10 protein-coding genes and 1 pseudogene are annotated in these 14,053 nt (G+C 70.7%); 6 read left to right on the top strand and 5 right to left on the bottom strand.

All coding sequences use genetic code 11. From position 1 onward, the window contains the following. Nucleotides 1-121 precede the first annotated feature (121 nt). The 5 genes from ABZO29_RS05695 to ABZO29_RS05675 form a co-directional block, all read right to left on the bottom strand. Complete coding sequence (locus ABZO29_RS05695; RefSeq protein ID WP_367319019.1) at nt 122-502, bottom strand: hypothetical protein; 381 nt, start codon at nt 500-502, stop codon at nt 122-124. A gap of 282 nt (nt 503-784) precedes the next feature. Next, the gene (locus ABZO29_RS05690) at nt 785-1,708 is read right to left on the bottom strand and encodes a MurR/RpiR family transcriptional regulator (RefSeq protein WP_367319018.1); all 924 of its coding nucleotides are present in this window, start codon (nt 1,706-1,708) and stop codon (nt 785-787) included. A 100-nt stretch (nt 1,709-1,808) separates the two neighbouring features. Continuing rightward, complete coding sequence (locus tag ABZO29_RS05685) at nt 1,809-3,479, bottom strand: phospholipid carrier-dependent glycosyltransferase (RefSeq protein WP_367319017.1); 1,671 nt, start codon at nt 3,477-3,479, stop codon at nt 1,809-1,811. 91 nt (nt 3,480-3,570) lie between these two features. After that, nucleotides 3,571-5,499, bottom strand: coding sequence for a phosphatase PAP2 family protein (locus ABZO29_RS05680; protein WP_367319016.1), 1,929 nt, complete (start codon nt 5,497-5,499; stop codon nt 3,571-3,573). Between the two features lie 236 nt (nt 5,500-5,735). Next, nucleotides 5,736-6,635, bottom strand: a complete 900-nt coding sequence (locus ABZO29_RS05675; RefSeq protein ID WP_367319015.1) for an N-acetylglucosamine kinase — start codon at nt 6,633-6,635, stop codon at nt 5,736-5,738. Between the two features lie 371 nt (nt 6,636-7,006). On the opposite strand from ABZO29_RS05675, the gene ABZO29_RS05670 reads away from it, so the two are divergent. From ABZO29_RS05670 to ABZO29_RS05645, 6 genes and pseudogenes are all read left to right on the top strand, one after another. Beyond that, nucleotides 7,007-8,101, top strand: coding sequence for an ROK family protein (locus ABZO29_RS05670; RefSeq protein ID WP_367326056.1), 1,095 nt, complete (start codon nt 7,007-7,009; stop codon nt 8,099-8,101). A gap of 276 nt (nt 8,102-8,377) precedes the next feature. Then, nucleotides 8,378-9,703 (top strand): extracellular solute-binding protein, encoded by a 1,326-nt coding sequence (locus ABZO29_RS05665; RefSeq protein WP_367319014.1) that lies wholly within the window; start codon nt 8,378-8,380, stop codon nt 9,701-9,703. Nucleotides 9,704-9,829: 126 nt separating this feature from the next. Then, nucleotides 9,830-10,741: a carbohydrate ABC transporter permease gene (locus ABZO29_RS05660; protein ID WP_367319013.1), complete on the top strand. Its 912-nt coding sequence runs from the start codon at nt 9,830-9,832 to the stop codon at nt 10,739-10,741. Next, entirely contained in the window at nt 10,738-11,640 is a 903-nt protein-coding gene (locus tag ABZO29_RS05655; RefSeq protein ID WP_367319012.1) for a carbohydrate ABC transporter permease, read from the top strand. Before ABZO29_RS05660 ends, ABZO29_RS05655 begins: the two co-directional genes overlap by 4 nt. A 2-nt stretch (nt 11,641-11,642) precedes the next feature. Further along, nucleotides 11,643-12,092: pseudogene (locus ABZO29_RS05650) on the top strand (hypothetical protein); the annotation flags it as partial. Between the two features lie 116 nt (nt 12,093-12,208). Further along, entirely contained in the window at nt 12,209-14,038 is a 1,830-nt protein-coding gene (locus ABZO29_RS05645) for a hypothetical protein (RefSeq protein ID WP_367326055.1), read from the top strand. Nucleotides 14,039-14,053: the final 15 nt, after the last annotated feature.

The following is a 14,053-nucleotide window of genomic DNA, read 5'->3' as shown; positions in this document are numbered from 1 at the left end:
TATCGATGAACGGCTCCCGCATCCCGGGCCTGGTGCTGCCCACCGTCTTCCTGCTGGCCATGGTCGTGGGCGTTCTCTGGTACGTGCGACACCGCGACGACGACTGAGGGCAGTCCCGCCCTCAGCGTCCGGCGTTGTGGTCGGTCAGCGCCTGAGTGACCGCACGGACGCTGCGTGCGATGTGCTGCAACTGCATGACCTCGGCGGCGTACAGCTTGATCGTGTGCTCGATGACCGACTCGGGCAGGCCGAGCCGCGGCAGGTCCGCGCGTGCCGTCTGCAGGGCCGTGCGGGCCACGCGGATCTCGTGCTGGACCTGGATCTGAGCATGGCGGGCCAGCAGCACCGGGTGGCGCAGCATCGCCGGATAGCCGGCATAGCGTGCCGGTACGAGCTCGCGCAGCCACTTGGCAGCCGAACGCTCCCAGTCGTAGCTGCCGGGTGTCTTGACCTGGCAGGGCCAGTCCGGGCTGAGGCGCGTGGTCGTCAGGGGCATGATCATCGCTTCCGGTGGGCGGTGTCGGAGGGATGGTCCGACGGGTTGGGGGCGGCCCCGGCCTAGGGGAGGACCGGGGCCGCCACGGGCGCTCGCTCAGGCGAGGCCCCGAACACCCTCACGCCGACGCGGGTAGGGGACGGCGGCTCGGGGTGCCCGTTCGGGTGCCCTGTGCGGGCGGTGCGGCCGTGAGCAGTATTTATATATGCCGTCCGCTTTGCAAGACGTATGAAAACATTCATGCGCGATTTAAAGTGATTGCTCCCCTTGTGGCACTTTATGAGGGGATCAGTCCCTGAGGAAGAACTGGTGCTGCTCGGCGATCTGCTCGTACTCCTCGAGCCGCGCCTGGGTGCGCTCCGGACCCGCGTCGGTCATGGCCTGCAGCAGCGCGGCGGCCATCACTCCGGGCGCCGCGTAGGAGTCGAAGACCAGGCGGGAGCCGGTGCCGGTGGCGAAGGTGACGTCGGCCTCGTCGGCCACCGGGCCGAGCGCCAGATCGGTGACGAGCGCGACCTTGAGACCGGCGCTGCGCGCGACCCGTACCGCGGTGAGGGTCTCCTGGGCGTGCCGGGGCATCGAGAACGCCAGCACCCAGGTGCCGCCCGCCTCCCGCGACTGCAGCAGCGCGTCGTAGGCGACGCTGCCGCCCCGGGTCACCAGCCGTACGTCCGGGTGGATACGGCGTGCCGCGTAGGCGAAGTACTCGGCGAGCGACGCGGAGATGCGCAGCCCGAGGATGGTCAGCGGGGTGGACTCCGACAGCCTGCGGCCGATGTCGATGACCTGGTCGGGGTCGGCGAAGTCCCGGCGCAGGTTCTCCAGGTTCTCGATCTCGGCGTCGACCGCCGCCTGCAGCTCGTTGCTCCCGTTCTCCTCGGCCGCCGCGGGGCCGCCGGGGAGGGTGCCGAGCGCGATCGACTGGAGCTTCTCCCGTAGCGCGGGGTAACCGCTGAAGCCGACGGCGGCCGCGAAACGCGTCACCGAGGGCTGGCTGACGCCGACGCGGTCCGCGAGATCGGTGATCGAGAGGAACGCCGCCTCGGTGATGTGCTCGATCAGGTACTGGGCGACGCGTCGCTGCCCGGGGGACAGGCGAGGCCCGTCGAAGAGTGCTCTGAGCTGGGAAGTCGGTGAGGCCTCTGCCTCCGGAGCCGTCTTTCCCGAGGTGATCGCGGATGCCTGCGCGCGTGCCTGCTGCGGCGATGGCACGGGTGCGCCTCCTTTGTCTCCCACGAGGACTCAACATAGCTCACGGACCGTGCTGACCAGGGCCTGCCGGAGAACGTCGAGTGCACTCGGTGCCCGCGGATCAGCGCCGGTAGATCGTGATCGAATGACCGACCTCGTCGACCGGACGGCTGCTGTCGATGAGCTCGGCCAACCGCCCCTTCGCCTTGGCCGCGGCGGAGTCCGACACTGCCAGCAGCCCGTGCACCCGACCGGCGGGCACCGTGAGCGGGTCGGACGCGTGGATGCCGTAGTAGGACGGCACGCCGCTGCCCTTGTAGACGAGCCAGATCCGCTCGCCCCGGTACCGCTCGCGCAGCCGGTCCGCCAGCCGGCCGAGGTCCTGGCCCCAGTCCACGTTGGAGTCGTGCAGCAGCAGATGGGTCCGGGCCGGTCCGCCGAACGCCTCGTTGGCGTACGGCAGGTAGTAGGGGTACGTCCGCAGCGAACTGACCCCGACGAACGCCACCAGCGCCGCCGTCACCACCGGGCCCCACCGCCACCGCACCGTGAGCACGCAGCCCGCCGCCACCGCCAGGAACATCGGCAGGAACACCGCGTACCGGGTGCCGAAGTCCCGTGACCCCTCCATGGCCGCGGCCAGCAGCACCGCGGCGGGCACGAGCACGTACGGCGCCGCGGGCCGCAGCCGCCGCACCGTCACCATGGCGACGGCTCCGGCCGCCCACAGCGCGAGCATGCCCAGGGGGGTCTTCACCAGCAGCGCGGCCGGCAGGTAGTACCAGAGCGAGCCGGTGTAGAGGCGGCCGAACAGGAAGCCCTGCCAGGGGTCGTTCTCGAGGCCGAACTGGATGCGCATGCCGTCCCGGTAGGCCTCAGGGAACGGCATCAGGTCCACCAGGAGCCCGCGCATCCCGTGCACGGTCGGCACATGCACCTGCGACGTCCAGCGCAGCCGGGGATCGACCACCAGATACGCCGCCCACACGACGGCGACGACGGCCCCCGCCACGACTGCCGGCCGGAGCAGCGCCCGCCCCCACCTCGTGGCGCGGCCGCGCCACTCCGGCAGGGCGGCCAGCACCAGCAGCACCGCAACCGCCGGCAGCGCGCTCATCTTCGTGGCCACCGCCGCTCCCAGCGCCGCCCCGGCGAGCGGCAGATACAGCCGCGGCCGGCGGCTCGCCCGCCACAGCAGCCACACCGATGTCAGCAGGAATCCGGCCATCGGCACATCGAGGGTGGCCAGCGATCCGTGGGCGATGACGTCGGGGGAGAACGAGTACAGGGCGAGCGCCGCAAGCGCGGCCGCCCGGCCGGCGAGTTCCTTTGCGAAGGCGAAGACGACCAGCCCGAACAGCAGGGTCAGCACGATCACCGGCAGCCGGGCCCACAGCATCAGCCGCCAGGGGTCGTTGCCCGACTCGTACAGCAGATGCGGGCCCAGTCGCTCCTGCGTTCCCGTGAACGACGTGTCGACGTGCGGGTCCGCGAGGGCCACCCCGGCGCCCACGACCAGCTTGCCCAGGGGCGGATGCTCGGGGTTGTAGCGCAGACCCTCCCCGTGCAGATACCCGGCGGCCGTGCCGACGTACACCGGCTCGTCGATGGTCGGGGTCTGCTGCACGGCCGTGGTCACCATCGCGAACGCCATCTGCGCCAGCAGCACGACCACGAGGAGCGGAAGCACCCAGCGTCCCGCGGACGGCCGGGACCACCGCGACGGCCGCGCCGCGGGATCGCCGGAGAGTGCCTCCGGGGCCAGGACCGAGTGCAGTTCGCGCGTCATCATCCGCCCCGCGGTGACACCGGCCGCGCGGGGGCGGGAGAGATCCAGAGGCGCCTCATGGGCTCACTCTGCATCACCTCCCGCCAGGGAGGCGTTACCGCTTCAGGAGTCGTACCGACAGACCTTCCGCCGTGTACACAGGTACGGCCCGAAGCGTGTCGGAGTTCAGCTCGACGCGGTCGAACTGCCCGCGCAGCCCGGGAGCGCAGACGACACGCACCGTGCTGCCCGGGGCCGGCGGCTTCTCGGCGTCGAGCCGCAGGGACAGCACACTGCCCCCGCCCAGCAGCGCCCGCCGCGTCACCTCGAGGGCGGGCCCGCGGCCGGAACGCAGCGTCACGTCCAGCGTGCCGTTCTCCTGTGCGTACGTGCCGTGGACCTGCACCGACTTCTCCAGCCGCAGCGTCCCGCCCGTCACCCGCAGATCACCGTGGCCGAGCGCGTGCGACGAGGCGGCGACCAGCACGCCGCCCTCCACGACGGTCCCGCCCGTGTACTTGTTGTGGCCGATCAGCGTGAGCGTGCCCGTGCCCCGCTTGGTCAGACCGCCGTCGCCCTCGATGTCGTTGCGCCAGCTGTCGGCCGCGTGGAAGCCGCCCGCCGCCGCGTCGAGCGTGACGGCCACGTCCGAGTCGAAGGCGCCGTACCCGTCCGCCGCGGCGAACAGGTTCAGCCGGCCCCACTGCTCGAAGCCGTCCAGCAGGACGTAGCCGGAGGGCAGCGCGGTCGTCCGCAGCACCTCGCGCCGCTGGTCGGCGGTGAGGTACGGCTGCCGCGTCTCCAGCAGCACCTCGGCGCCCTTGGGCACGGTCAGGGGCTCCTTGCGGCCCTCGCGGGTCAGCACGTACGTGAGACGCGGGCGCACCGCACGCTCGTTGGCCTTCCGGTCCGCGTACGGGTCGGCGGCGTCCGAGTGGGCGTACGCGAACAGGGCGTCGGCCGTCGTGCCGGTCTTCCCGGTGAAGTACGCCAGGGCCTGGGCGCGTGCCGCGGCCTTGAGGCCGGCGTTCGCCGGGTCGGCGAGCGCGGCGGCGGCCAGGGCGGTGGCCATGATGCGGCCGCCCATCACGTCGACCGTCGAGTGCATGCCCGACATGATCCGGGTGTGGCTGAGCTCGAAGGCGCGCGTCACCAGCTCCTGGAAGCGCTCGGGCACCGCGTACGCGAACGCGAGGCCCGCCAGGTGGAAGGCGTTGGTGTGGCCGCTGGGGAAGCCGCCGTCGTCCGTCGGGGAGGTGCTGCGCTGGCGCAGCAGCTGCGGGGCGACGACCACCTGGGAGTCGTAGACCGGGTAGCCGAGCGCGTCGGTCCTCCCGGTGTCCACGACCTCGCTGTCCTCGTTCATGCGCCACGGACGCGGGTACTGGAAGGCGTACTTGGCGGGGTTGCCGGAGGCGAAGGGGCCGCGCACGGTGTCGACCAGCTTGGCGACCTGGCCGAGGTCCGAGGTGTACGAGCCCGCGCCGATCGCGGAACCGGCCGGGGCGTTCGCCGGGAGGGTGTCGCTGATCGTGGTCGGGGGAGTGGTGTCCGGCGCGCTCGTGATCGAGGTGACCGCCTTGGCGCCCGCCTTGTACAGCTCGGCGAGCGGGCCCAGGCCGGCGATCATCGCGTAGCTCTGGTGCTGCCGGTCGTAGAGGAAGGCATCCTTCGCCTGCGCGTCGGTGCGGGCGGAGGTGATCCGGGCGCAGTAGCGCATGTTGGCGCGCAGCACCTCGGGCCGCAGCACCGTTCCGCTGTTCCAGGCGGCGCCCGTCTTCCAGACCTCGGCGAAGCCGCCGAGGATCCGCACCACGGCGTTGGTCTCGGGCGTGAGGTTCGCCAGGACGTTGGTCCTGTAGTCGTCCACGAACGCGGCGGTGGCGGTGGCGGCCTTGGCGTCCGCGGCGGCCAGCCATCCGGCGAACGTCGGCGCGGCCAGCACCGCGGCCGAGCCGCCCAGCGAGGTCCTGAGGAACCCCCTTCTGTTCACGGCGAGTCGACCGGCCGACGAGGAGGAGTGGTGCCCGGCGGGTGACGGCATGCGATGTGCCTCTCTTGAGTTCTTCGGCCGTGCGGCCGTGGAAGGTCGTGCGATCCTGTGCGACTCGTGGGGTTTGTGGTGACCTGTGAGTCAGATGGTGCGTACGAGCGAAGATCTACGGCCGAGTTGTGTCCCATCGGCGAGGGTTCGGCGACCGCGGGGTGTCCTGTGGGTGAACTGGGGCTCCTCGGCCCACAGAAACGCGCGGGGACGTCAGGTCGGTCAACAGCCGGGCGTCACAGGAGAGTTCGCGCAAGCGCCACCGCCCCCTCGACCGGCGGCACCCGCAGCGGTCGCGGCCGGGCTCCCGGCACGGTGCGGGCGAGCGACGAGGTGAACGCGTCGTAGAGCGCGGGCTGGGCAAGCACCGTGCTGCCCGCGACCACGACGTCGTCGACCGGCACCCCGCGCGCGTCGAGCCGGGCGACGAGCGCGGCGAGTGCCCCGCCGGCCTCGGCTATCACGGAGCGGGCGAGCGGTGAGCCTGCCGCGGCGGCCGTGAAGACGACGGGGGCGTGCCGGCCCCACTCCGCGGAGACGTCGGCGGCGGCCTCCAGGGCCGCGCCGAGCGCCGGTACCTCGGGCACACCGAACGAGGCGACGAGCCCGACAGCCAGTGCGTCGGGTTCCTCGCCGCGGTCGTGCGCTGCCCAGACGGCCCGTGCCGCCTCCCGGACGAGGCCGGCCGCGCCGCCCTCGTCGCCGAGCACGGCACCCCAGCCGCCCACCTGCACGGGGTCGCCGTCGGGCAGTCGGCCCACCGCCACCGAACCGGTGCCGGCGACCAGGCCGACGCCCTTGTCCAATCCGGCGGCGGGAACGAGGAGTTCGGCGTCACCCACGACCAGCGCGGGCACGCCGAAGAGCTTTTGCAGTGCGGCGCGGATCTCCGCGCACTGGCGGGGGGTCTCACAGGCGTGCCCGCCCACGGCCAGGGCGGAGGGGCGGACACCTCCGGGCAGGGCCTCGCGGACCAGTGCGGCGAGCCAGTCGGCGGCGGGCACGGGGTCGTGCGGCCGCCAACCGCGGCTCGTCCGGACGTGGTCGGCGACGAGGTCGGCTCCCGCGAGCGCACGTAGATGCGTCTTGGTTCCGCCCACGTCGACACCGACCACGAGAGGCGTGGAGTCCTGCACGGATCCTCTTTCGTCGTTGCAGGTCGTACGGGCTGCGACGGCGGGCGAACCGTGCCTGGTTCAAGACAGGTGGAAGTACGTCTGGGAACTAGGGAAGCCCCGGGACGGGCCTCTGACGGAGCACGGCAGGCGAGTACCGTGAAGTTCGTTAGGAAACTAACTAACGAAGTATGGTGCGTCAAGCGTTAGCGCGCACTCGACCTCCGGGACGACCGGACGGGCCGTCCCGGAGGCGGGGACGCGTGACGCCAGGGCATCCCATCGCCGTATCCCCGGAGCCGATCGACCCGGGTGCACGGCCCTTGAACCCGTGTGGGGGAACTGTGGAACTTGACGTGCCGGAAGCCCCCCGTCTGACCGAGAGCGCGAGCATGGTGTTCGCCGTGCTGGCCCAGGCGGGCAGCGCGACCCGGCCACAGCTCGCGAGCCTGGCGGGCCTGTCCAAGCCGACGGTGTCCGCCGCCGTCGTGGAACTGGAGAGTGTCCGGCTCGCCGCCCATTCCGGCACCGCCTCCGGCGGTATGGGCCGCTCCGCCGCCGTCTACCGGCTCGGGCCGGCCGCCGGAGCCGTGCTCGCCGTCGATCTCGGCCCCGCCCTCACCCGGGTACGCGGCTGCGCCCTGGACGGCACCCTGCTCGCCCAGGCCACCGGCTCCCGGGCGGACGCCGCCGACGTCGTACGCGAGGCCCTCGGCGCGCTGCCGGCCGGCGCCCCGCTGCGCACCATCGTCGTCGCGGTCGGCGACGTCGCCCGGCAGCAGGAGGGCGCCGGTGTGCGCCCCGCGACCGCGAAGGCCGGTCCCGTCTTCGACGCCATGGCCGTCGCGCTGCCGCCCGGCGTTCCCGTCCACCTCGAGAACAACGTCAACTGCGCCGCGCTCGCGGAACTGCACGAGGGGGCCGCCCGCGGCCGCCACACCTTCGGCTATCTGCGGATCGGCGTGGGCATCGGCCTCGGCATCGTCGTCGGAGGCCAGGTGCTGCGCGGAGCGAACGGCGCCGCCGGAGAGCTGGCCCGGCTGCCCTACCCCTGGGACGAGGGCCGCGAGCCGCGCCAGGAGGCCCTGGAGGAGTACATCGGCGCACGCTCGCTGCTGCGCCGGGCCGCACAGGCCTGGCAGGACACGGACGGACCGTGTCCCGGCACCGCCGAGCAACTCTTCGCGCTCGCCGGAGAGGGCCGCGCCTCGGCCCGCACGGTCGTCGGCCGTCATGCCGCGGACGTGGGCCGGCTCGCCGCCGCCGTGACGGCCGTACTGGACCCGGGACTGATCGTGCTGGGCGGCAGCACCGGTTCGGACCCGCAGCTCCTGCCTGGTGTGCGGGCCGAACTGGAGCGGCTGAGCTGGCCCACCGACGTGGTCAGCAGCACCGTCGGGGAATTCGGCACCGTCGTGGGCGCCGCACGGCTCGCGGTCGCCCGGGGAGTCCAAACCGTGACCGAGGCCGCGCGGATGAAGGATTGACGGCCTCCGACTCGGTCTGCCAATGTCCGCACACAAGCGCTTTCTAAGCCGGTCGGGATACCGGCTTGGGGTGAGCGTCCCGGCCGTACTCGAGGTACGGCAGCCACGTGAGGGCGTGCTCGCGTGACGACGGCCATAGTGGCCGGGGATCCCACCCGTGCAGGATGACGCGGCCGGGCGAGGCCGCGCCCTCGGAAAGCGAACCTTCCTGCAAATGCACCAGTGCCGCCTCGGTCGGCGCCGTGCTCCGTCCAGTACGACGAAAAGGGATCGAAAATGACCAGTGTGGGTGTGCGGCGCTCCCGCCGACTCGGCCGCGGCGGCATACGCCGCGTGGTTCCCCTCGCTGCCGTGGCCACGGCAGGTGCCCTTCTGCTCTCCGCCTGTGGCGGGTCGGGGTCCAGCTCGGGCGGGAACGCCAAGTCGCTGACCTTCTGGATCTCCACGGTTCCGGGGCAGGACGCGGGCTGGAAGAAGCTGGTGGAGCAGTACAAGAAGGAAGCCGGCGTCAGCGTCAAGCTCGTCAACATCCCCTACGACGGCTACACGGCGAAGCTGAAGAACGCCGCGCAGGCGAACTCCCTGCCCGACGTGGCGGCCGTGCCGTCGCTGGACCCGATCTGGTCGAACAAGCTGATCGACCTCAGCTCCATCGTCAACACCAAGAGCAACAACATCAACCCGAACTTCCTCGCCAAGGACTCGTCCGGGAAGGTGCTGTCCATACCCTCGGACGTCACCGCGTCCGGCCTGTACATCAACGAGACGCTGTTCAAGAAGGCCGGCGTCGCCTTCCCGACCTCGCCGGACAAGACCTGGACCTGGACCGACTTCATCAAGGCGGCGAACACGGTCCGGGAGAAGACCAAGGCGAAGTACTCCCTGACGTTCGACAACTCGCCGTCCCGGCTCCGCGCCATGGTGTACGAGATGGGCGGGCAGTACGTCCACGCGGACGACTCGGGCAAGTTCTCGGTGGACGACGCGACCAAGAAGGCCGTGAACTACTTCGTCGGACTCAACGACGACAAGACCATGCCGAAGTCGGTGTGGACCAGCGGCGCCGACCCGTCCGCCATGTTCCAGAGCGGTGACGTGGTCGCCTACTGGTCCGGCGTGTGGCAGGTCGCCGCCTTCGCCGACAGCATCAAGAAGTTCGACTGGGCGAGCGTCCCGACTCCCGCCCAGCCGGTGCAGGCCAGCGACGTCAACGCCGGCGGCATGATGGTGGGCTTCAACAACAACGGCGACGCGGCCACCGCCGCGCAGAAGTTCCTGTCCTGGGTCTACGAGCCGGACCACTACCGCGAGCTGTGCGAGGCGTCCGGCTTCCTGCCCGTTGAGAGCGGTCTGAACCCGAAGTACCCCTTCACCTCCCCGGCGGCGCAGGCGGCGTTCAAGCTCTACAACGAGGAGATCCCGCTCTACGCCCCGATCTCGGGCTACTTCAACAACGCGCAGACGGACTGGGTGCTGAAGGGCAAGAGCCTCACCGAGGACCCGACCAAGACGGAGCTCGCCAAGGCGATCAACGGCCAGCAGTCGGCCGACAAGGCCCTGGAGAACATCGTGGCCGGCTACAACCAGCAGGTCGGCGGCTGATCGTAGGCCACAGGGCCCGGACGGCGGGGTCGAGGACACCGCCGCCCGGGCCCCGGGCGTCCGCGTGATGCCGGGCTCATGGTGTGAGCCCACCGCAATCCAATCCACCAGCACGGAGTCAGGAAGATGACAAAACGCGCCTCGGACCTGTCCACGAGCCCGCCCAGGAGACGCAGCAAGTACATCCTTGCGCCGCTCGTGCTCATCGCGGCCAATGTCGTGCTCTTCTCGCTGTTCTTCGTCTGGCCGGCGGTGATCGGGCTCGTCTACTCCTTCACGAACTACACAGGTGTGGGGGCGTTCCAGTTCATCGGACTGGACAACTACAACAACCTGTTCGGGGACTCCACCTTCTACGGCGCGCTGACCCGGACGGTGCTGTACGCCGTTCTCTTCGTACCGCTGAACTTCGCGCTCTCGCTGCTCGCCGCCAACCTGGTGGTGAGCAAGCACGCCAAGGGCTCGTCGGTCGCCCGCGTCATCTTCTTCATCCCGTGGCTGCTGTCGCCCATCGTCGTGGGCGTCCTGTGGCGGTGGCTGTTCGGTGAGAACTTCGGACTGGTCAACTACGTCATCGAGAAGCTCGGCGGAGGTGCCGTTCCGTGGCAGTCGAACGCGGACCTGTCGCTGCTGGTGGTGGTGATGGCGGCATCCTGGATGTGGACGGGTTTCACCATGCTGCTGTTCATCGCAGCGATCAAGAACGTACCGGTGTCGTACTACGAGGCGGCCTCGCTCGACGGCGCCGGTCCATGGCGCCAGTTCATCAGCATCACGCTGCCGAGCATCGCGCCCACCTCGTTCATCGTCATCCTGCTCAACACGATCAACGCGATGAAGGAGTACCCGGTGTTCGTCGCCCTGAACAACGGCGGACCCGGCACGTCGAACAACCTGCTGGTCCAGTACATCTATGAGACCGGCTTCAAACGGGGCCAGATCGGATACGCGAGCGCCGCGTCGTTCGTGCTCATGCTCATCCTGATGGCCGTCGCGATCATCCAGCTGATCGTCAACCGGCGGGTGGAGAACCGATGACAACCACAGACATGCCACGCCCGGTCGACGCCGGTCCCGGACGGGCCGTCTCCAAGAAGCAGCCCCGCAGGGCGGGTAGTGGTGGGCTCCGGCAGGCGGTGCCCGCGACGACACTGCTGTGGGTTCTGGCGTGCCTGTACGGGTTGCCGGTGCTGTGGTTCATCCTCAGCTCCCTCAAGCCGGCCAGCGACCTGTTCTCCTATCCGCTGACGCTGGTTCCGCGCGACGTCACCCTGTCGGGCTACCTGACGGCGTGGCGCAGTGCCAACTTCTCCCAGTACTTCATCAACACGACCATCGTGTGCGTGATCACCACGATCCTCACGGTGGGAGTCAGCTGCTGCACGGGGTACGCGCTGGCCAAGTACGACAACAAGTGGCTCAAGGCCTTCTTCCTCTGCATCCTGGCCACCACGATGTTGCCGGGCGAGGTCATGCTCGCCCCGTCGTTCCTGGTGGTCCGCGACCTCGGCCTCTACAACTCGTTCGCCGGCATCATCTTCCCGGCCGTGCTCACCGCGACCGGATGCTTCATGTTCCGCCAGTTCTTCCTGACGGTTCCCGACGAACTCGTGGAAGCCGCACGCATCGACGGCGCGCGTGAGCTGTCGATCTTCGTGCGGATCATGGTGCCGCTCTCCCGGCCCATCATGCTCACCCTCGCCATCCTGTCCTTCCAGTGGCGGTGGAACGACTACATCTGGCCGCTGCTGATGCTCAACGACCCCAACAAGTTCACCGTGCAGATCGGCATCCAGAGCATCGTCGGCGCGCAGAACATCAACTGGTCGGTCCTGCTCGGCGCATCGGTCATCTCCATGATCCCGCTGATTGTCGTCTTCCTGGTGTTCCAGCGTTACGTCATGAACGCCGACATCAATGCCGGACTGAAGGACTGACCTTGCCCACCCCGCTCGACCACGAGTTCGTCCGGTCGGTGGCCCGCGCCGCCGACCGGACGGCCGCCCCGCTCGCGGCCCGCCCCGACGAGGAACCCGCCGGTGTGCCGCACCGTGGTCTGGCGCGCCGGGTGAAGACCCTGGTCGCGGCGTACCGTTCCCCGGACTCGGCGCTGCACGGCAGCGGGCAGGCCGTCGCCGCCGCGATGACCCATCTCGGCGCTCTACGGGCCGCGCAGACCACCAGCGGCCTCTTCGCCGGCGGCGACAACGTGCAGTCACCGCCGGACTCCGCGTTCACCCTCAACGACGTGTGCGACGCGCACGTCCTCGCCGCTCGCGCGGGGCCGGCACTCGGCGACGTCACGGCCGCGCTCGCCGAGTTCGCCCGTGCCGCCTCCGGCAGTCTCCTGACCGGTGGGGTACACACCCCGAACCACCGCTGGGAACTGTGGCCGGCCCGCACCTGCCGGGTGACCGCGACGATCCACACCATGGCCACCTCAGGCATGAAGGGCTGATCCCCGTGCACCTCCCGCACCCTCCCGTGCACCTCCCGCACCCTCCCGTGCACCTCCTCCACCAGCGCGGCCCGCTGCACGACCTGCCCGACACCCCCGAGGCGTACGACGCCGTCCTGGCCGACGTCGTCGAGCAGGCCCTCGCGCGGATCACCCCCGAGGGCAACCTCGAGCACCCGCACGCCGACGACGACATCGGCGACACCTCGCTCGGCATCACCTCCCTGCTGGCCCTGGCCTGGCAGCGCTCCAAGGACCCGCGGCTGCCGGAGGCGGTGCGCCGCAGTCTGGCGTTCCATCTCCGGGAACGGGTGTACACGGACGACAACCCCGGGTACCCGAATCTGAAGGCACGCAACTCGGGCCTGCCGTACGCCCGTTACACCCTCGAAGCCGGAGCGCACCCCATCGGCGACTGGCCGAGCACGGTGTGGGCGCTGCTCCAGGCGGTCAACGTCCTGGACGCGGCGAACGGCCTCGTCGACGACGCGCAGCGCGCGGAGCTCCTCCGGACGGCGCACGGCTACTGGCGCTGGCTGACCGAGGCGACCTTCTTCAACCCGCAGGAGGCGGGCAACCAGGCGATCGGCTGCGTCGTGGGCGGCCTGATGCTGGCCCGGCATCTCCCGCCGCAGGAGGGGGAGGCGGTCCGCTCCCGCGCGATCACCCTGTACGTCGACGAGATCCGCGCCCACCGGGTCCGTGACCGGGGCGCGCTCCTGCCCCCCGAGCACGGCGGGGCGTACGACAACAACTACGGCCCGATCTCGCTGTCCTTCCTGGCCCAGGCGCATCGCGTCAGCGGCGAGGAGATCTTCGCCGAGGACGGCGACGCGCTCGCCCGCTACATCGACGCGCGCCTGACGAACGGCGGCTTCGACAACGGCGGCCCGCGCTACAGCGAACAGCACTCCGGCTTCGAATCCGTCCTGGGCCTGCGCTATTTCAGCCACCGGATCGGCTCCGACCTCGGCCGCTACCGGGGCGACACCCGCTGGGGCCGGCACGCGGTGAAGGCGGACGGCGGAGTCGACGGCCACTTCGCATGGATGCTGGTCTGGCAGATCCAGGACACCACGCCCTGGCACCGCACGCCGTCCGCGTCGGCGGTCCGTCACCAACTCCGCGCAGGCACGGTCTCGGTGGCCTTCGACGACCGGATGACCCCGTCGTTGGTGGAGGCGGGCGGCACGTACTACCTGCCCGCCGCCGCCAATCGCCAGCACGGCTTCGGCCCGGTGACGGACGGCTTCCTGCTGTGCCGCCCGATGGGCGAGGTCCGCGTCCGCGACATCCGCGCCGACGCCCTCACCGCCAAGCTGGTCACCAAGCCGGTCGTGGGCCGCGACCACGTCCTGCGCCACGTCCGCTCGCTCTACGTCACCGACGGCACCGGCCTGTGGATGACGGTGGCCGTGGAGCGGCTGGACGGGACGCCGTACCTGCTGGCCGGCCTGCCGTACGCCAAGGACGACGGCGACCGGGTGCGCCGTACGGCCCAGGCCGAGGTGACGTCCGCGGGCGGGCTCCGCCTCACGCACCCCGGCGCGGAGGGACCGGACCACTTCGACGCCCGCTCGGACACCACCCAGCAGCAGGCGGCCTTCGCCCTGGCAGCAGACCCGCGTGGCTACGGCAACCCGGACGAGGGCTGGCGCCACCTGATCACCTCCACGGCCCTGGAGGCGGACCCGGCTCCGGGCGGCCCGGACGGCCTGCATGTGTTCGCCGTGCGCTACGGCCCAGGTGGCCCGTTCGAGCCGGTGTTCTCCCTCGGCGAGGACGGACTGACCGTGCGGACTGAGGCCTTCACCGCCGTGATCGGAGACACGGCGGGCGACGCCCACGGGGAACCTGAGCTGACGCTGCACGCGTGAGCCACGTCCTCCCGC

The organism is Streptomyces sp. HUAS ZL42, from assembly GCF_040782645.1.
GTDB lineage: Bacteria > Actinomycetota > Actinomycetes > Streptomycetales > Streptomycetaceae > Streptomyces.
This window is presented reverse-complemented; position numbering and strand designations above follow the sequence as displayed.

Excerpts from the sequence above, each read along its gene's own strand:
- ABZO29_RS05695 (WP_367319019.1), bottom strand. The coding sequence starts at position 502 with ATGATCATGCCCCTGACGACCACGCGCCTCAGCCCGGACTGGCCCTGC.
- ABZO29_RS05685 (WP_367319017.1), bottom strand. The coding sequence starts at position 3,479 with ATGATGACGCGCGAACTGCACTCGGTCCTGGCCCCGGAGGCACTCTCC.
- ABZO29_RS05680 (WP_367319016.1), bottom strand. The coding sequence starts at position 5,499 with ATGCCGTCACCCGCCGGGCACCACTCCTCCTCGTCGGCCGGTCGACTC.
- ABZO29_RS05670 (WP_367326056.1), top strand. The coding sequence starts at position 7,007 with ATGGTGTTCGCCGTGCTGGCCCAGGCGGGCAGCGCGACCCGGCCACAG.
- ABZO29_RS05665 (WP_367319014.1), top strand. The coding sequence starts at position 8,378 with ATGACCAGTGTGGGTGTGCGGCGCTCCCGCCGACTCGGCCGCGGCGGC.
- ABZO29_RS05660 (WP_367319013.1), top strand. The coding sequence starts at position 9,830 with ATGACAAAACGCGCCTCGGACCTGTCCACGAGCCCGCCCAGGAGACGC.
- ABZO29_RS05655 (WP_367319012.1), top strand. The coding sequence starts at position 10,738 with ATGACAACCACAGACATGCCACGCCCGGTCGACGCCGGTCCCGGACGG.